Annotated in this window: 16 protein-coding genes; 4 read left to right on the top strand and 12 right to left on the bottom strand. The window is 55.8% G+C overall.

The window, feature by feature from the left end; genetic code table 11:
• Positions 1-51: 51 nt before the first annotated feature.
• The 6 genes from A6R74_RS08970 to ampD form a co-directional block, all read right to left on the bottom strand.
• Positions 52-795, bottom strand: a complete 744-nt coding sequence (locus A6R74_RS08970; protein WP_064234175.1) for a class I SAM-dependent methyltransferase — start codon at positions 793-795, stop codon at positions 52-54.
• Positions 792-1,490: a tRNA (adenosine(37)-N6)-threonylcarbamoyltransferase complex dimerization subunit type 1 TsaB gene (tsaB, locus tag A6R74_RS08965; protein WP_064234174.1), complete on the bottom strand. Its 699-nt coding sequence runs from the start codon at positions 1,488-1,490 to the stop codon at positions 792-794. The genes A6R74_RS08970 and tsaB overlap by 4 nt, the downstream gene beginning before the upstream one ends.
• A gap of 123 nt (positions 1,491-1,613) precedes the next feature.
• Entirely contained in the window at positions 1,614-2,267 is a 654-nt protein-coding gene (gene adk, locus A6R74_RS08960) for an adenylate kinase (protein WP_064234173.1), read from the bottom strand.
• A 278-nt stretch (positions 2,268-2,545) separates the two neighbouring features.
• A complete protein-coding gene (aceF, locus tag A6R74_RS08955; protein ID WP_064234172.1) occupies positions 2,546-4,570 on the bottom strand; it encodes a pyruvate dehydrogenase complex dihydrolipoyllysine-residue acetyltransferase in 2,025 nt (674 codons plus the stop codon).
• A 58-nt stretch (positions 4,571-4,628) separates the two neighbouring features.
• Positions 4,629-7,301: a pyruvate dehydrogenase (acetyl-transferring), homodimeric type gene (gene aceE / locus A6R74_RS08950; protein WP_064234171.1), complete on the bottom strand. Its 2,673-nt coding sequence runs from the start codon at positions 7,299-7,301 to the stop codon at positions 4,629-4,631.
• Between the two features lie 403 nt (positions 7,302-7,704).
• Positions 7,705-8,283, bottom strand: coding sequence for a 1,6-anhydro-N-acetylmuramyl-L-alanine amidase AmpD (gene ampD, locus A6R74_RS08945; protein WP_064234170.1), 579 nt, complete (start codon positions 8,281-8,283; stop codon positions 7,705-7,707).
• Positions 8,284-8,406: 123 nt separating this feature from the next.
• On the opposite strand from ampD, the gene nadC reads away from it, so the two are divergent.
• Positions 8,407-9,261, top strand: coding sequence for a carboxylating nicotinate-nucleotide diphosphorylase (nadC, locus tag A6R74_RS08940; RefSeq protein ID WP_064234169.1), 855 nt, complete (start codon positions 8,407-8,409; stop codon positions 9,259-9,261).
• Between the two features lie 3 nt (positions 9,262-9,264).
• Here nadC and A6R74_RS08935 read toward each other — a convergent pair whose 3' ends face one another.
• The gene (locus tag A6R74_RS08935) at positions 9,265-9,795 is read right to left on the bottom strand and encodes a GNAT family N-acetyltransferase (RefSeq protein WP_064234168.1); all 531 of its coding nucleotides are present in this window, start codon (positions 9,793-9,795) and stop codon (positions 9,265-9,267) included.
• Between the two features lie 139 nt (positions 9,796-9,934).
• Here A6R74_RS08935 and tsaA point away from each other — a divergent pair, with 139 nt between their 5' ends.
• On the top strand, positions 9,935-10,669 hold the full coding sequence (gene tsaA / locus A6R74_RS08930) for a tRNA (N6-threonylcarbamoyladenosine(37)-N6)-methyltransferase TrmO (protein ID WP_064234167.1): 735 nt from the start codon (positions 9,935-9,937) through the stop codon (positions 10,667-10,669).
• An 18-nt stretch (positions 10,670-10,687) separates the two neighbouring features.
• Here tsaA and purC read toward each other — a convergent pair whose 3' ends face one another.
• The 3 genes from purC to dapA all read right to left on the bottom strand — a co-directional run bounded on the left by purC (position 10,688) and on the right by dapA (position 13,382).
• On the bottom strand, positions 10,688-11,404 hold the full coding sequence (gene purC, locus A6R74_RS08925; protein ID WP_064234166.1) for a phosphoribosylaminoimidazolesuccinocarboxamide synthase: 717 nt from the start codon (positions 11,402-11,404) through the stop codon (positions 10,688-10,690).
• Positions 11,405-11,436: 32 nt separating this feature from the next.
• Entirely contained in the window at positions 11,437-12,420 is a 984-nt protein-coding gene (bamC, locus tag A6R74_RS08920) for an outer membrane protein assembly factor BamC (RefSeq protein WP_064234165.1), read from the bottom strand.
• 77 nt (positions 12,421-12,497) lie between these two features.
• On the bottom strand, positions 12,498-13,382 hold the full coding sequence (gene dapA, locus A6R74_RS08915) for a 4-hydroxy-tetrahydrodipicolinate synthase (RefSeq protein ID WP_064234164.1): 885 nt from the start codon (positions 13,380-13,382) through the stop codon (positions 12,498-12,500).
• A 262-nt stretch (positions 13,383-13,644) separates the two neighbouring features.
• Here dapA and A6R74_RS08910 point away from each other — a divergent pair, with 262 nt between their 5' ends.
• Positions 13,645-14,121 (top strand): peroxiredoxin, encoded by a 477-nt coding sequence (locus A6R74_RS08910; RefSeq protein WP_064234163.1) that lies wholly within the window; start codon positions 13,645-13,647, stop codon positions 14,119-14,121.
• Between the two features lie 69 nt (positions 14,122-14,190).
• Here the strand turns inward: A6R74_RS08910 and A6R74_RS08905 are convergent, their stop codons facing one another.
• Positions 14,191-15,300: an AI-2E family transporter gene (locus tag A6R74_RS08905; RefSeq protein ID WP_064234162.1), complete on the bottom strand. Its 1,110-nt coding sequence runs from the start codon at positions 15,298-15,300 to the stop codon at positions 14,191-14,193.
• Complete coding sequence (locus A6R74_RS08900) at positions 15,297-15,560, bottom strand: sulfurtransferase TusA family protein (protein ID WP_064234161.1); 264 nt, start codon at positions 15,558-15,560, stop codon at positions 15,297-15,299. Before A6R74_RS08900 ends, A6R74_RS08905 begins: the two co-directional genes overlap by 4 nt.
• A gap of 287 nt (positions 15,561-15,847) precedes the next feature.
• Here A6R74_RS08900 and A6R74_RS08895 point away from each other — a divergent pair, with 287 nt between their 5' ends.
• Complete coding sequence (locus A6R74_RS08895; protein ID WP_064234160.1) at positions 15,848-17,311, top strand: M48 family metalloprotease; 1,464 nt, start codon at positions 15,848-15,850, stop codon at positions 17,309-17,311.
• Positions 17,312-17,313: the final 2 nt, after the last annotated feature.

The following is a 17,313-nucleotide window of genomic DNA, read 5'->3' as shown; positions in this document are numbered from 1 at the left end:
GCGCTAAAAAGCGAGCCGATTAGCGCTCTAATGAGCTGCCTAACTCATCAATTAACGCACTAATGAACGATGGACATACAAATCATAACGGCTGGTTTTACCCTCAAGGGTATGCTGCGGTGCCGGGCCCGCAATAGGCGGCGCTTTACGCGGACGCTTTACCACCACCCGATGTGTAGCGACATCCAGCGCCGCTTCCAGAAGGCGTGGGGCATCGTCATCATCACCGGCCAGCTCGCGAAATAGACGCATCTCTTTTTTCACCAGCGCCGATTTCTCACGATGCGGAAACATCGGATCCAGGTGTATCACCTGCGGTGAAAAGTGAGCACTGGCCACCAGTTCAGCCAACGCTTGAGCGGCGTCGCCGTGGCGCAGCGTCATACGGGCAGCAATTTCCGCCGTATCGCTATGTCTGGAGGCACGCTTCAAGCCATCCCCCAACAGCGCCGCAATCGCCGCAACTCGCTCAATTAGCAACACCTGGGCGCCTAGGCTGGCCAATACAAAGGCATCACGCCCAAGCCCTGCCGTGGCATCAACGATACTGGGCGTCACGCCCTTGACAAGCCCACAGGCCTTGGCAATTAGCTGGCCACGGCCACCACCAAAGCGACGCCGATGAGCCGCTTTGCCCGCCGCAAAGTCGACGCTGAGTGGCTTGCCGTAGCGCTTCTCATCACCGATCAGCACTAACCCTTCATCGCGCTGCTCTAAACGCAGGTCGGCAGGCAAAACAATGCTCTCAACGTCGCCCTCAACGAGGCTCCCAACATAGCGCTCTACAAAGCTCATGCAGGCTTTTTCCAAGCAACATCGTTGCGCAAGTAAACTGGTTGAACGAGGTGTGCCGCTTGCCCCAGCCCAACGGCAAAATCACGCGCCGCCAGCCACGCCATCTCTTCGGCGCGGGGCTCTAAATCATCCAAATGTTGGGGCATGCTGAGCTGTACATCGACAGTGAAACGCTCCCACAGCGTAAAGCCACTGCCCACACCGACCCAGTCAGTCTCTTCGCCTGGCAGGCGCAGCGTCTCAGGGGCAAGCACAGCCTCCTTGCTCATCGGTGTAAGGGAGTCTTTAAGACAGTGCCAGGTCGCAGCGTATACTTCACCCATACGCGCATCCAAGGCGGTCACCACATGGCGCAGGTGGTAGCGACGATGGGCCTGCAGGGCCAACGCTTCCAAGGTAGACACACCCAACAAGGGGCAGTCGAGGCCAAACGCCAACCCTTGAGCGGCTCCCGCCGCTATACGCAGGCCAGTGAACGACCCAGGACCACGGCCAAAGGCCACGGCGTCCAACTGGGAAGGCGTTAGCTGCGCTTCGGCAAGCACTTCATCCACCATCGGCAGCAGCCGACGGGTATGGGCACGGGGCGTCATCTCAAAGCGCGCCAGGCACTCAGTGCCCGAGTCGTCTTGGCGCAGCAAGGCTGCAGAGCAGGCGCTCGAAGAGGCGTCCAGAGCAAGCAGGTGTAACGGCATAGCAAATGGCCACTCGAAAGAAAAGTTGCAGCATTATACCTTTGTCACGCTAACACGACGATGGCCCGCATTAAGCGGGCCATCGGCAAAAGCGAAAAACGCTTCTATCATTTGAGGCTCTTATCAGCTAAGGGCTTCTTTTACTTGGCGGGTAATATCTTTCACGCTGCCTACACCTTCAATGCGGTGGTACTGGGGCGCGCTCTGCGGATCCTGCTTAGCCCACTGCTGGTAGTAATCGACCAGCGGTGCAGTTTGATCGTGGTAAACCGACAAACGATTACGTACTGTGGCTTCTTGATCATCTTCACGCTGGATCAGCGTTTCACCAGTGACATCATCTTTGCCCGGCTCTTTGGGCGGATTGTGATCTACGTGATATACCCGCCCTGATGCCTGATGCACACGGCGCCCCGCTAAGCGACTGACGATCTCTTCATTGGGTACGGCAATTTCCACCACGTGATCCAGCTTAACGCCGCCCTCTTTCATGGCATCGGCCTGGGGAATCGTGCGTGGGAAGCCATCGAACAGAAAGCCATTCTCGCAGTCTGGCTGGCTGATGCGCTCTTTGACCAAGTCGATGATGATGTCGTCAGACACCAGGCCACCGCTGTTCATGATCTCTTTTACTTTCAGGCCCAGCTCAGTGCCATCTTTAATGGCCGTGCGCAGCATGTCCCCGGTGGAAATCTGAGGAATCTTAAATTGCTCGCAAATAAACTGAGCTTGAGTCCCCTTCCCCGCGCCGGGGGCACCCAACAGGATTAAACGCATGGCACTGCTCCTTGAAGTTCTTAGTATGAAAAAAGGTATGAAAAATGAATATGAAAACGAGTATTGAAATTCTGTTAGCTGACAATAACCGCGCCTCTCAAGCGACACAACTCCCCAAAAGCCTGATAGACCCACTTTTATGTCACTTTTTTAACGTTAAATCAGTCAGGTGAGGCAAAACTACCACTTTGGTCGCCCGGTGATCGGTTTAACCTGCTTATTAACAAACACAAGCGGCGCCCCGAAGGGCGCCGCTTGTGAAAGTTCATCGCTACCAATTACAGCAGTAAACGACGAATATCGGTGAGTACATCGGCCAAGAAGGCAGTAAAGCGTGCCGCGTCTGCGCCGTTGATCGCACGGTGATCGTAGGAGAGCGACAGCGGCATCATCAGGCGCGGCTGGAAGGCACTACCATCCCATACCGGCTTCATCTGCGCTTTAGAAACACCCAAAATAGCCACTTCCGGCGCGTTGACGATCGGGGTAAACGCCGTGCCACCAATCGAGCCAAGGCTCGAAATGGTGAAGCAGCCACCGGTCATCTCGTCGCGCTTAAGCTTTTTGGTTTGCGCTTTCTTGCCTAGCTCCGCCATCTCCTTGGCAATCTCGATCAAGGACAATTTATCGGCGTTACGTACCACCGGCACCATCAGGCCATCGGGCGTGTCCACGGCGATACCGATATGCACATAGTTCTTCCATACCAGGGTTTCACCGTCACCCTTCAAGCTGACATTGAACTGCGGGAATTTACGCAGCGCAAAGGCACAGGCTTTGACCATAAACGGCAGCGGCGTCAGCTTAGCGCCTTGGGCTTCCGCTTCGGCCTTCATCGCCTTACGGAAAGCTTCCAGCTCGGTGATGTCCGCTTCGTCGAACTGGGTGACGTGGGGCACATTGAGCCAGCTGCGGTGCAGGTTGGTGGCACCCATCTTGAGCAGGCGCCCCATGGGCTTCTCTTCCACTTCACCAAACTGGCTGAAGTCGACTTCTGGGATCGGCGGAATACCCGCACCACCCGTCGCTGCGGCTGCCGCGCCGGGCTGGGCTTTGCCCTGATTGGCAATCGCCTGCTTCACGTAGGACTGCACATCCTCTTTGAGCACGCGATCTTTCGGGCCGCTGGGCTTAACAAGCCCCAAATCGACGCCCAGCTCGCGAGCCAGCATGCGTACCGCAGGGCCAGCGTGAACCAACTTGCCATCGCGGGGCTTGTGGGCTGCCATCTGCGCTTCCGGGCTGGGCGTACCCGCCGGTGATTCAGGCTTAGCACTTGGCTGGCTTGAGCTGCTCTGCGCGGCTTTTTCGGGCGCGGCTTTTTTCGGTGCCGCTTTTTTGGCACCAGCCACTTCCATATAGCCGATCACATCGCCTTCCGAAACCGTGTCGCCCTCTTTAACGGTTAGCTCAAGGAGCTTGCCTTTATAGGGGCTGGGCACGTCCATAGAGGCTTTGTCGGACTCCAGGGTGATCAACGGGTCTTCTTCGTTGACCTCGTCACCCGCGGCTACGCCGATCTCGATAATCGGCACGTCAGAAGAGCCAGAAAGATCCGGTACGCGAATCTCTTTACGCTCCGGTTCGCCGCTAGCGGCCTCTTCTGGCTCGTCATCCGGCTCAGCCGCCGCTTGTGGTTCGCTGGCTTGGTTGGATGCCTGGTCGTCAGAAGCGTCTTCGCTGTCATCGCCACCTTCGCCAACGATTTCCATCTGGCCGATCACATCGCCTTCCGAGACCGTGTCGCCCTCTTTTACGGTAAAGCTGACGATCTTACCGCTATGGGGACTGGGCACGTCCATGGAGGCTTTGTCGGACTCCAAGGTGATCAGGGTGTCTTCAGCCTCGACCTCATCGCCTTCGCTGACAGCGACTTCGATAATTTCGACGCTCTCAGAGCCACCGAGATCCGGCACTTTGATATCCACCGTCTGCTTACCGCCGGCGGACTTTTTAGCCGCTGACTTCTGCTCTTGTGGTTTGTCTTCTTTAGGTGTTTCTTTTTTCGCTGGGGCCTCTTCAGACTGGCTATCAGACGAGCTCTCTTGTTTCTCGTCGCCACCACCTTCGACTTCCAGCTCAACGATATCGTCACCTTCCGAGACGCTATCGCCTTCTTTGACCAGCACTTTAAGCACCTTGCCGCCTTTAGGGGCCGGTACATCCATGCTGGCTTTATCGGATTCCAGCGTGATTAGGGTGTCTTCCGCTTCAATGACGTCGCCTACTGACACCGCAATCTCGATGATTTCGACATCGGTATCGCCGCCGATATCGGGAACTTTGATGATTTCGCTACTCAAGGTCGCGCTCCTTCCAAATCGGATCGAGCCGGTGGGCAAGCGCCCACCGGTCAGCGGTTTAGCTAGTCAGCGGGTTAGGCTTATTGGCATCAATGCCGTACTTCTTAAGCGCTTCGCCAACCTGCTTGCGATCAATCTCGCCACGCTCAGCCAGCGCACGCAGCGCCGCTACGGTCACGAAGTAGCGGTCTACTTCGAAGAAGTAGCGCAGCTTCTCGCGGGTGTCTGAACGGCCAAAGCCATCGGTACCCAATACAGTGTAGTCACCCGGTACCCAGGCGCGCACTTGATCGGCATACAGCTTCATGTAATCGGTTGACGCAATAATCGGCCCGTCGCGCCCTTCCAAGCACTTCGTGACGTGAGGCTTATTAGACTCAGCGTCTGGGTTCAGGAAGGCTTCACGATCAAGCAGCAGCGCTTCACGACGCAGCTCGTTAAAGCTAGTCACGCTCCAGATGTCGGCACCAATGCCCCAATCATTCTCAAGCAACTCAGCGGCAGCTTCGACTTCGCGCAGAATGGTGCCCGAACCCATCAGCTGAACGCGGCCTTTGTCACCCTTGGTTTCACGCAATAGGTACATGCCTTTAACGATATCTGCGGCAGGTACGTTTTCCAGCGCAGGGTGCTCGTAGTTCTCGTTCATCACCGTTAGGTAGTAGAAGCAGTTCTCCTTGTCGGAGAACATGCGCTTCAGACCATCCTGAACAATAACCGCCACTTCATGTGCGTAGGTCGGGTCGTAGCTGCGGCAGTTAGGAATAGTCGAGGCCTGAATCAGACTGTGACCATCCTGGTGCTGCAAACCTTCGCCGTTAAGCGTGGTACGCCCCGCCGTGCCGCCAACCATAAAGCCGCGTGCTTGCAGGTCGCCTGCTGCCCAAGCCAAGTCACCAATGCGCTGGAAGCCGAACATCGAGTAGTAGATGTAGAACGGCAATAGCGTGACGTTGTTGTTGCTGTAGGAGGTCGCCGCGGCGATCCAGGCCGACATCGCGCCCGCTTCAGTAATACCTTCTTCAAGGATCTGACCTTTCTGATCCTCGCGGTAGAACATGATCTGGCCTTTATCCACCGGCTCGTACTTCTGACCTTCCGAGGTGTAGATACCCAGCTGGCGGAACATGCCCTCCATACCGAAGGTACGCGCCTCATCGGGGATGATCGGCACCACTTTCTGGCCTAGCTTCTTATCTTTTACCAAGCCGTTAAGTACCCGCACGAACGCCATGGTGGTGGAGACTTCACGGCCTTTCGAGCCGACCATTTGCGAGGCAAAGGTTTTATCTTCGAGGCTGGGGATTTCCAGTGCCTCAAAGTCGCTCTGGCGGCTAGGCAAGTAGCCACCCAAACGCTCACGCTGCAGGTGCATGTACTTCAGCTCGGGAGAATCATCCTCCGGCTTGTAGTAAGGCACATCTTTGAGCTGTTCATCGGTGATCGGAATGCCGAAGCGATCGCGGAATGTCTTGAGCGCTTCGTACTCCATGCTCTTGACCTGGTGCGCTTCGTTGGCTGCTTCGCCATCGCCGCTACCCATACCGTACCCCTTAACGGTATGCGCCAGGATAACCGTGGGCTTGCCATTAGAGGTGTTAACCGCTTCGTTGTATGCCGCGTAAACCTTGAACGGGTCGTGGCCACCGCGGTTGAGTTTCCAGATATCTTCGTCGGAGAGGTCGTTGACCATCGCCTCGGTTTCTGGATATTTGCCAAAGAAGTGCTCGCGGGTATACGCGCCGCCGTTGGCTTTGTAGTTCTGGTACTCGCCATCGACCGCTTCATCCATGCGCTTCTGAAGGATGCCTTTCTTGTCCTTCTCGAACAGCGGATCCCAGTGACGGCCCCAAACGACCTTAATCACGTTCCAGCCAGCACCACGGAAGACGCCTTCGAATTCGTCCATAACACGCGAGTTGCCGCGTACCGGGCCGTCAAGGCGCTGAAGGTTGCAGTTGATAACGAAGATCAGGTTGTCGAGGTTTTCGCGACCTGCCAACGAAATGGCACCCAGAGATTCCGGCTCATCACACTCGCCGTCACCCATAAAGCACCAGATCTTGCGGTCATACATGTCCTTCAGCTCACGGTGATGCAGGTACTTCATCACGTGTGCTTGATAAATCGCTTGGATCGGCCCAAGACCCATGGAGACAGTGGGGAACTGCCAGTAGTCAGGCATTAACCACGGGTGCGGGTAGGACGAGAGGCCATCGCCGTCCACTTCTTGGCGGAATTTGTCCATCTGCTCTTCAGACAGACGACCTTCCAAATAGGAACGCGCGTAGATACCCGGCGCCACATGCCCTTGGATATACACCAAGTCACCGGCAAAGTCGCCCTGAGGGGCGCGGAAGAAGTGGTTAAAGCCCACGTCATAAAGCGTTGCCGAAGACATAAAGCTGGCAATGTGGCCACCCAGGCCGGGCTTGGCACGGTTATTACGAATGACCTGCGCAATGGCGTTGTAACGGATCAAAGAGCGAATACGACGCTCCATGAACAGGTCGCCAGGCATCGGTGCTTCGCGGTGAACCGGGATCGTATTACGGTGCGGGGTTGTCACCGAGAAGGGCACCTTCATCCCATCCCGGCGCAGGCGATCCGCCAGGCGGGTCATCAGGTAGCGGGCACGATCTTCGCCCTCACGATCCAATACCGATTCCAGGGAATCAATCCATTCCGTGGTTTCGATCGGATCGAGATCTTCTCTTGTCTCCAGACTCATAGAGGTCTCTCCGAATGACGATAAATGACAAAAATCCCCGCTACCCTGAAGGGCCTGGGGCGGCGGTGTGGAACTCCACCACCCGCCAACATTCAGCCGGTGATTAAACGCCGGATAGGGGTTTTAGCTCTACATTCAACAAGCTACGTGCTCATTAATGTAGTAAAGCTACACAATTCTCTTAAAAGTTAGCCTTTTGTATAGGGGAAGATACCTCAAAGTCGCCACGCTGCCAATTCTGTCGCAGCGGAAAAGCCTATCGAAAACAAACTATTGCACTGCAACATAAGCAATATATATAGCCTTTTCCACTGCTGCCATTCGAGAGCCAGCTGTAATTAAACTACCGTTTTATTACGTTATTAGTGAAATACTTAGCGCGGAAAACGTAACCGAGTCGCCATCACTCAAGGCGCGATATCAGCCGCTGCTTAAAATACGCCCAGTCAAACGCCGGACCGGGGTCTGTTTTGCGCAGCGGCGCCACATGGGCATGGCTGGTGATACGACGGCTATCTAGCTGGGGGTTGCGCGCCAATAGCCACACCACCGCTTCTATCAGCGCGTCATATTGGGCCCTGGTGTAGGGGCTAACGTCATCCCCTTCAAGCTCAATCCCCACCGAGAAATCGTTGAGCGCCCTTCGCCAGCTTAGCAGGCGGGCATCCCACCAACCGGAGCGCCCGGCATGCCAAGCTCGCTGATCTGTATCAACAAACTGCACGCACTCACCATCGCGACGGATAAGCAGGTGTGCGGAGACCTTTAAGTGGGCAATTTCGGCGAAAAACGGATGCTCGTCTACTGCCAATTGATTGGTAAATAGCGCCTCAATAGCATGACCACTAAACTGACCTGGGGGAAGACTGATCGCATGTATCACTAGCAACGACACCTCACCGCTGGGCCGAGAATCACAGTTCGGTGAAACGACTTTACGCGCTTTTTCCCACCAGCCGTCAAGGGGTTGTTTGTTTTCCACTGGAGGGCTCCTCTACGTTAGCGCTCTTTTTCACTGCTCTCTTTCTCCGTTCTCTTTCACCTTCACCGCTGTTTTTCACTACAATGCCCGACATCGAAGACGACGTTCAGAGAATTCACTGCCATGCATTATCAATCCGCTCTTGCTGAAGAAATCCGCGCCAGTGCCGCTCGCTTGTTAGCAGAAGACGTTGGCCCGGGTGATATTACCGCGCAATTGATCCCTGAACACCAGTGGGCCAGCGCCGATGTTATTACCCGTGAAGCCGCCATACTGTGCGGAGCACCCTGGGTCGATGAACTGTTTCGCCGCCTGGATAGTCGGGTAAGCCTGACCTGGCACGCTGCCGACGGAGATAAGCTTGAGGCTGAGCAGTGTTTTTTAACTCTGGAAGGCCCCGCCCGCATACTGCTCACCGGCGAGCGTGCAGCGCTGAACGTGCTGCAAACACTATCGGCCACCGCTACCGCTACCCGCGCTTATGTCGACCTGATCGCAGGCACCGGCGTGCGCCTGCTGGATACCCGCAAAACGCTACCCGGCATGCGCTTGGCGCAAAAATATGCGGTCACCTGCGGTGGCGGACACAACCACCGCATAGGACTGTGGGACGCGTTTTTAATCAAAGAGAACCACATTGCCGCCTGCGGAGGCATTCAAGCAGCGGTTGCCCAGGCGCGCAAGCTAGCCAGCGACCTGCCCATTGAAGTCGAGGTAGAAACCTTTGAAGAGCTGGATCAGGCGCTGGCAGCGGGGGCAGATATTGTCATGCTCGACAATTTCGCCATTGAAGACCTGCACGTTGCGGTTGAAATTAACGGCGGCCGAGCCACTCTGGAAGCCTCAGGCAATGTGGATGCCACCACCCTGCGGGCAATCGCCGATACCGGCGTTGACTGTATCTCTAGCGGCGCACTGACCAAAGATATCGCTTCCATCGATCTTTCAATGCGCATCACGCGCAGCTATAGCGTGTGATGATTAAGTTTCGACAGCGTTAAGCCGCTTGGAGAGCTTATAGCGCTGCAGCCGTTCTCCGCTTCGCTCTACCCATTCTTCGCCGTGGTTCTCCCAGCCACGGCGCACTAGCCGCTCATAGAGCATCGAACTGGCCTCTATTTCTACCCGCCCAAGCCCCTGCTCCAACAGTAGCCGCTCGGCATGAACCAGCAGCGTGGTGCCGATACCGCGGCCGGCCAGAGAGGGCCAAACGTAGAGGGTTTCAACCCGCCCAGCGGCTAAGTCCAACTCCAAAAAGCCCACGCAGCGACCATCGCAGGCAGCCACCAAAGTGGTATAGAGCGCTTGTCGCACCCCCCAGGCACTGCCTTCGCGGGGCAACGCCTGCGCCCAGGCCTTTCGCTCTGAGAGCGTGTAATGCGCTGCTGCGCCCTGCATCACGGCGTGGTAAAACACTTCCGCCTGGTCGACGGCATCACGTGCCAGCGCCGCACGGTACATAACGCGCGCATTTGCCGGCGTTGGCGCTTGCTGCCCCTCGGTATTGGTCATGCGTCACCTCTGAGCTGTTCAGCTATCATTTGTTCAACACACATTCGCTCACGCCCCATTTGGTCACGCTTGGGCCATCGCCTGCTTTATACTACGCAAATCAACCCTATGCGAATCAACCCTAGCAAAAGGCAGTGTGATGGACGATGCACATAACAGCGAGCACTTTACGCTGACGCCCATTGGTCATGTGGTTAGCGACTACCCGGATAAATTCGGTATTCCCCGCCAGCCAGGGCTCGCCCCTGCTGCCAATGCCCAACTGGTACTCACCGCTCCCTACAACGATCCACACGCTGTGCGCGGTTTGGAAGACTTCAGCCACCTTTGGTTGAGCTTTATTTTTCATCAAAGCCCCGAGCGCTGGTCGCCGCTGGTAAGGCCGCCGCGCCTGGGGGGCAATAAAAAAGTGGGGGTTTTTGCCAGCCGTAGCACCCACCGCCCTAACCGCCTCGGGCTCTCTCTAGTGAGGTTAGTCGGGATAGACTCCCAGCACGGTGTCGCCCTAAAGCTCCAGGGCTGCGACTTAGTCAGCGGAACCCCGGTGGTCGATATCAAGCCTTATCTACCCTGGGCCGAATCTCATCCTAACGCACTGGCCGGCTTTGCCCCTGAGACACCGTCACTCATGGAGGTTGTCTTTCATCCAGCGGCACTCGACACGCTCGCTCAGCGCCAAGACAGTGCCACCCTGCTGGCCTTAATTGAGCAGGTGCTAAGCCAAGACCCCAGGCCCGCCTACAAGCAAAAGGATAGAGGGTCTGATCGTCTTTACGGCGTGCGGCTGCGCGACGTGGACGTTAAGTTTTGCCCTCGTCAAAAAGGCGAAGCCACCACCTTAGAGGTGATGGCTATCGAGCCGTACGACCAGTAATGACACAAGCGTGGCGGTTTAAGCGGGGAAAGTTATGCCCAAACGACGACCAACTTCCTCATACGCCTCAATCACTCCGCCCAACCCCTGACGGAAGCGGTCTTTATCCAGTTTCTCACGGGTGTTGGCATCCCACAGGCGGCAGCCGTCCGGGGAGAATTCATCGCCCAGCACGACTTCACCTTTGAATACGCCGAACTCCAGCTTGTAATCCACCAGCAGCATATCGCCCTCAGCGAACAGCGCTTTGAGGATATGGTTAACCTTGAAGGTTAATACCTTCATTTTGGTTAACTGCTCAGGCGTGGCCCAACCGAAGGTTTCCGCCAACGATTCATTGATCATCGGGTCGCCCTTCTCATCGTTCTTCAGGAACAGTTCAAAGGTCGGCGGCGTAAGCGCGATGCCCTCTTCGACGCCGAGTCGTTTTACTAGGCCACCTGCGGCGATGTTGCGCACTACGCACTCCACCGGGATCATCTGCATCTTTTTGACCAGACTCTCCGTATTGGAGAGCTGCTTTTCGAAGTGAGTGGGAATGCCCGCTTCCTGCAGCCGCTCCATAATGAAGGCGTTAAAGATGTTATTGACCATTCCCTTGCGGGCCAGCGATTCCACTTTTTTGCCATCGAAGGCGCTGGTGTCATCACGAAAATTGAGCACCAACAAATCCGGATCGTCGGTGGTATACACAGATTTCGCCTTACCGGCGTAAAGTTCTTGGCGCTTTTCCATGGGGGCTCCGTAAGGGGGCAAAGGTCAATAAGTTAACGTAAATAGCCGGAGACACGCTCAAGCAGCTCGCGCTGATCATCGGCGCTGAATGCCCGCTCGCTGGCGTTAATGGCACGCAGAATCGTCTGATCGCCGTCAGGCTGCAGGGCAAGACGGATCTCTTGAGACATCTTGCGCACGTCCGCGCTGAAGACAATTTGCAGCGGATTACGGTTGCGCTCGGTTTCGGTCATATATTCAACCATAAACTCGTGACTAGCCGGATCAGCCGCCAGCAAATCACGCTGGCCTTGCTGAGCAAAGTCCAGCTCAAGGTAGTGGTGCAACTCGGCCCAGACACGGTCAACGGGTTGCGGGATAACCACTTCCCACTCGTCGTTCTGCTGGCGAATTTGCAGCGTCTGCTCATCGGTAAGACGTTGCGCCGTCCAGGAAGAGGAGACGCTGGCTGACGCGCTGCGCGAACTTAGATGGCTCTCTAGCGCCTCCAGGCAGCTAGCCATGGTTTGCCCACCACGTTCACAGCGAACCTCGCTGCTACCTGCGCGCAGCGCGCTTTGTAACCGTATTTCCGCCTGGGGGGTAACGATGACACCCTGGGAAGCGCTGCTCTGCAGCACCTCCAACTGACGACTGCGCACAAACGCTTCCAACTGCGGCCACACCGTACCGGTATCAGCGGCGACGACTAGCCAGGTTTGATCGCCCACTTCGCGGCGCTCAACGTACTCAGGTTCCAGGCCACTACCGATTGCCAGTGACTGAGGAGGACGAATTTCTGCCGCTTCGTCAAGCCGTGCACCTTGGGTGGCGGCTTGAGGAACCGGCAGCGCATCGCGATAGCGTTGAGTATTGCGGGTCTCTGGCAGCACTAGCGGCGGCGCTGGCGCGGCGTCGGTGTAGTCCAGATTACGGTCATCGTAAAAACCATCCCGCGCACAACCAGAGAGCGCGACAGCCGCTGCGAGTGCCAGCGGCACCCATTTAAGCGCACGTATTTCAAGCACAGAGCTCATCAAGCCACCTTAAGTCAACAAATCAGGTACCCAGCACAGCGGTAGGTGTGCTGGGTAGCAAAGGGTATTGCGCCGAATTACTCCTCTACGACGCCCGCTAACTGCAGCGCTTCGCTCACTGTGGCGTGGTACTTTTCCGACAGCCAGGTTAGCGGTAAGCGAATACCCGCGTCCGCGTAACCCATACGATTCAGCGCCCACTTCACCGGAATAGGGTTCGATTCTATTCCCAGATTGGTGTGCAGCGGCATCAAACGCGTATTAATTTGGTGAGCCTTATCAGAATCACCGGCTACGGCTGCCGCGCAAAGCTCATGCATCGCCCGGGGAGCAACGTTGGCAGTGACAGAAATATCTCCATGACCACCCATCAACATAAAGTCACAGGCGGTGGCATCGTCGCCGGAGTAGAGCATAAAGCCACTGCCCTTTAAGCGAGTGATTAGATCTTCCGCACGCTCTAGGTTCCCCGTAGCGTCCTTTAAACCGATAATATTATCGACTTCAGCTAGGCGTAGCACGGTTTCGTTGTAGATATCAGAGCAAGTACGGCCAGGCACATTGTAAAGAATGACCGGCAGATCACTGGCTTCGGCGGTGGCCTTAAAGTGCTGAAACAGGCCTTCCTGAGTAGGCTTGTTGTAATAGGGAGCAACCGTCAGACAATAATCTGCACCGACCTCTTTAGCGTAGCGGGTCAATTCCACTGCTTCGGTGGTGTTGTTCGAGCCGGTACCCGCAATGACGGGAATACGGCCATTGACCTCTTCAACCACACTGCGAATAACGTCAAAGTGCTCTGCGAAGGACATAGTCGTCGGTTCGCCCGTGGTGCCAGCTGCCACAATGGCATCGGTGCCATTATCGAGATGGAAGTTCACCAGACGGCGAAGCGCCTCCCAGTCGATGTCGCCATTGACCTTCATAGGCGTCGCCAGGGCGACAATGCTGCCTGTGATCATCCGTTTATTCCTCACCAGCCAAATTATGGTATCAACTATCTACGTTTTTAAGTACGTCGTGTTTTAAGCGCTATCGCGACACTCTGTATCAAGCGCCAGTATCGCACAGAGAGCAAATGGTACTCAGGCGATTCGAGCCTGTACAGCGTAAAGCGCTGCGAGTTTGCAGCCACGCTGTTTTATCGCTTTGACATACGCGGTTAGGATACGTGTAATCGCCCCCAGCAACCGCCTTAACACCCACACTCAACGAGGACGCTTCATGCCCATTGAAATTGGTCAAACCGTCACTGACTTCTCCGCCTCAGCTACCGGAGACACCACCGTCACGCTATCGGCACTGCGCGGTAAACAAGTGGTGGTATATTTCTATCCCAAGGCCAGTACGCCTGGCTGCACCACCGAGGGCGGAGACTTCCGCGACCGTAAAACCGCCTTTGATGCCGCTAATACGGTGATTCTCGGCGTCTCCCGCGATGGCCTGCGCGCCCAGGAGAACTTTAAGGCCAAGCAGGATTTCAATTTCGACCTGATCTCTGACAAAGATGAAAACGTCTGCACGCTGTTTGACGTTATCAAGCTCAAGAAGATGTACGGCAAGGAGCACCTGGGCATCGAACGCAGCACCTTCCTGATTGATAAGGAAGGCAAGCTAGCCCAGGAGTGGCGAGGTGTTAAAGTGCCTGGCCACGTTGACGAAGTGCTTGCTGCGGCTGAACAACTTAACGCGGCTGGCTAGCCCGCTTTTCTAATTTTTCTTCAACCAACCCCATTACCCGTGCAAACCCGCACGGGTAATGGATCAACCTTACTCGACCTCTTGGGCTGCCGGAGCTTGCAGCCCTCGTCGCTCCTCACGCCCTTGCAGGCTGCGCGGCCAAGCGTAGATCAGTGCCTTCAGCAGCGTTGCCAAGGGAATGGCAAAGAAAATACCCCAGAAGCCCCAAATGCCGCCGAAAAACAGTACCGCCACAATGATAGAAACCGGATGAATATTATTGGTCTCAGAGAACAAAATCGGCGCCAAAACGTTGCCATCCAGCGCTTGAATCACGCCGTAAGCCACCAGCACATACGCAAACTGCTCACTAATGCCAAAATGAAACCCAGCCACCGCAGCTACCGGCAGCGTGGCCACCGCCGCACCGATGTAGGGCACTAGCACTGAAAAACCCACAAGCACCGCCAACAGCGCCGTGTAGGGCAAACCAAAAAAAGCAAAGGTAAAGAACGCCACCGTACCCACGATGATGATTTCAATAAATTTGCCGCGGATATAGTTGGCTATTTGATCATCCATCTCGCGCCAAATACGCGATAGCAGCGTGCGCTTTTGGGGCAGCAGTGAAAGTATAAAACCGACCAGAACGTCACGATCTTTAAGCATAAAAAAGACCAGAATCGGCACCAGTACCAGATAAATAATCAGCGACATGATGTTGCCTAGCGACGCCAGCGAGAGCGTCAAGGCGCGCTGGCCCAGTTGGCTGATTTCACGGCTCGCCACCCCAATCCAGCTCTGCATCTGATCCGGTGTAATAATATTCGGGTAGCGCGCCTGCAGCTCATCCAACCATCCCTGTCCACTGGCGAACATCCGCGGCGTCTCTTGCACCAGCCCCACTAACTGATTCCAGATCAACGGCATTAGAATAAATGCCAGTGTCAGCAGCACACTAATAAAGGCCAAAAAGACCAGGATGACCGCCAGCAGATGCGGCACTCCCCGCCGGGTAAACGCGCTCACAACGCCTTGCAACAGAAACGCAATCACCAAGGCGGTAAAAAAGGGCGCCAGCATCCGCCCGAACCAAATAATCGCTGCAAAGCCCGCCACTAGAACTACTAGCAGGATCAGCGCCTCTTCGTCCGAGAAGTAGCGCTCCACCCAACTTTTTAGAATCGTGCGCAGGGTCATGGGTGCGCATCCCCAGCTTTTCTAATCCAGTACACATAAATATCGTCGCGCTGTTCACGTCCTTCCAGCGTATGCGCACTCTGGTCGGTAAACGACGCCATATCCCGCCACGACCCCGCATCCGTTGAACGTACTTCCAATAATTGCCCTGCCGCCAAGCTCGCCAAAGCCTGCTTCGCTTTTAGCAACGGCAACGGGCAATGCAGCCCACAAGCGTCAAGCACCGTGTCGGGTTGAAAGCCCCCGGTTTGCTCAGACATACACTCTCCCTCAAAATCACTTGCCTATTGACGGCATAAATGGATCAATGCTGTTGCATAAACATTTTTTCAACAAACATTCTTCAACAAACATTGTTCAATAAATCCTGTTCACTAAACCCTGTTTCATAAATCCTGTTTCATAAACCCTGCGACATACACTGTCTTTTAGCGATTGATTTCACTAGGTAGTCGATTTAACGGCACTTCCCCGTGTTTATCAATGTCACACTCTCAATCAATGCATACCCTGACCGCTATACTTAACCATCACTTAAGAGGATGCCATGCCGACCCTTCGTACTACTTACCCAGGCTGGATATGTGCGTTCGCTTGTGCCTGTGGCAGCCTACTCTTTAGCCCACCCAGCGCGGCTAGTAACGACTATGGGTTGCCAAGTTTAGGGGCGGCATCTACCTCCGTCAGCAATGAAGAGTACCGCTTGGGCCGCGCGTGGTTGCGCCAATTTCGTGCCCAAGCCCCCCAGTGGCAAGACCCGATTGCCAATGATTATTTGCAAAGCCTGATTGCCCGACTAGCACCACATAGCCAAATTAACGGCCTGCGCACGATCACCGTGATGGTCGATAACGGTTCCCTGAACGCTTTTGCCGTACCTGGCGGCGTAGTGGGTATCAATTCAGGGCTTTTCGCATTTGCTGAGGATGAAGGCGCCTTTGTCTCGGTACTCGCCCACGAACTAGGTCACCTCTCTCAACGCCACTATGCCCGGGGGAGCGCCCGCGCGTCACAGACCCAATTACCCGCTATGGCAGCTATGCTGGCAGGTATGCTGATTGCCGCCAGCGGTGGGGGCGACGTTGGTATGGCGGCCGCTATGGGCTCTCAGGCGGCACTGATTCAGGATCAACTCAGCTACTCAAGGCTATTTGAACAGGAAGCCGACAACATAGGCTTGCAGGCGATGGCCGACGCGGGCTATGACCCCCAGGCAATGGTGCGCATGTTCTCAGCCATGCAGCGTATGGCACGCCTGCAGGGCGATACGCCGCCGGAATTTTTGCTCACCCACCCGGTCTCAGATAACCGCCTAAGCGCCGCACAAGCCCGCGCTGCCCAACTCAATGTCGCCGATGCTTATACCAGCAACACCCTCTACGACATGATGCGCGCCCGTGCACTGCTGAGCATTTACACCAACACTCCCCAGCAAGCAGCTTCCCGGCTTGCTCAGGAAGGCGCCGAACAAGCCGCTCAGGACTATTTAGCCGCGCTGATCGATGCTCGCAACGGCCAAACCGACAGCGCCCTGGAGCAGCTGGATAGGCTTGCCAACCAGCACCCTGACTATGCCATGTTGCCCGCCTCCGCGGCGAGTGTCGCGCTGGAAGCTGGCCGCTACGACCAGGCCATTCAGCGCAGTCAGCGATTACTGCGCTTTATGCCCAACTACCTGCCTGCCCAGCTGACCCTGGCTGAAGCACAACTTCAGCGCGACCCTCCGGCGGCTTACCAACTGCTAAATGATATTACCGCGCAAAACCCGGAAAACCCCCAGGGCTTTAACCTGCTGGCCGAAGCAGCCGGGCGCAGCGGACACGATAGCTGGGGACATTTAGCACGCGCAGAGTATCTTCAACTGACCGGCCAGGTTGATCGCGGCATTCGCCAGCTTTCCATCGCACGAGATGCCGCCGAGCGGGAAAATGACCAGCAGGCGTTGGCAAGAATTGAGCAGCGCCGTGAAGACTTTATTGCGTATCGCGAAACGCTAAAAGATTTTAGTTGATG

Origin of the sequence: Halomonas sp. ALS9 (assembly GCF_001651035.1) — a bacterium.
Lineage (GTDB): Bacteria > Pseudomonadota > Gammaproteobacteria > Pseudomonadales > Halomonadaceae > Vreelandella.
This window is presented reverse-complemented; position numbering and strand designations above follow the sequence as displayed.

Coding starts and splice junctions, on each gene's coding strand:
- A6R74_RS08900 (WP_064234161.1), bottom strand. CDS start 15,560: ATGTCTGAGCAAACCGGGGGCTTTCAACCCGACACGGTGCTTGACGCT.
- nadC (WP_064234169.1), top strand. CDS start 8,407: ATGCATTATCAATCCGCTCTTGCTGAAGAAATCCGCGCCAGTGCCGCT.
- purC (WP_064234166.1), bottom strand. CDS start 11,404: ATGGAAAAGCGCCAAGAACTTTACGCCGGTAAGGCGAAATCTGTGTAT.
- A6R74_RS08895 (WP_064234160.1), top strand. CDS start 15,848: ATGCCGACCCTTCGTACTACTTACCCAGGCTGGATATGTGCGTTCGCT.
- tsaA (WP_064234167.1), top strand. CDS start 9,935: ATGGACGATGCACATAACAGCGAGCACTTTACGCTGACGCCCATTGGT.
- A6R74_RS08970 (WP_064234175.1), bottom strand. CDS start 795: ATGAGCTTTGTAGAGCGCTATGTTGGGAGCCTCGTTGAGGGCGACGTT.
- dapA (WP_064234164.1), bottom strand. CDS start 13,382: ATGATCACAGGCAGCATTGTCGCCCTGGCGACGCCTATGAAGGTCAAT.
- A6R74_RS08905 (WP_064234162.1), bottom strand. CDS start 15,300: ATGACCCTGCGCACGATTCTAAAAAGTTGGGTGGAGCGCTACTTCTCG.
- aceE (WP_064234171.1), bottom strand. CDS start 7,301: ATGAGTCTGGAGACAAGAGAAGATCTCGATCCGATCGAAACCACGGAA.
- A6R74_RS08910 (WP_064234163.1), top strand. CDS start 13,645: ATGCCCATTGAAATTGGTCAAACCGTCACTGACTTCTCCGCCTCAGCT.
- bamC (WP_064234165.1), bottom strand. CDS start 12,420: ATGAGCTCTGTGCTTGAAATACGTGCGCTTAAATGGGTGCCGCTGGCA.
- A6R74_RS08935 (WP_064234168.1), bottom strand. CDS start 9,795: ATGACCAATACCGAGGGGCAGCAAGCGCCAACGCCGGCAAATGCGCGC.
- adk (WP_064234173.1), bottom strand. CDS start 2,267: ATGCGTTTAATCCTGTTGGGTGCCCCCGGCGCGGGGAAGGGGACTCAA.
- tsaB (WP_064234174.1), bottom strand. CDS start 1,490: ATGCCGTTACACCTGCTTGCTCTGGACGCCTCTTCGAGCGCCTGCTCT.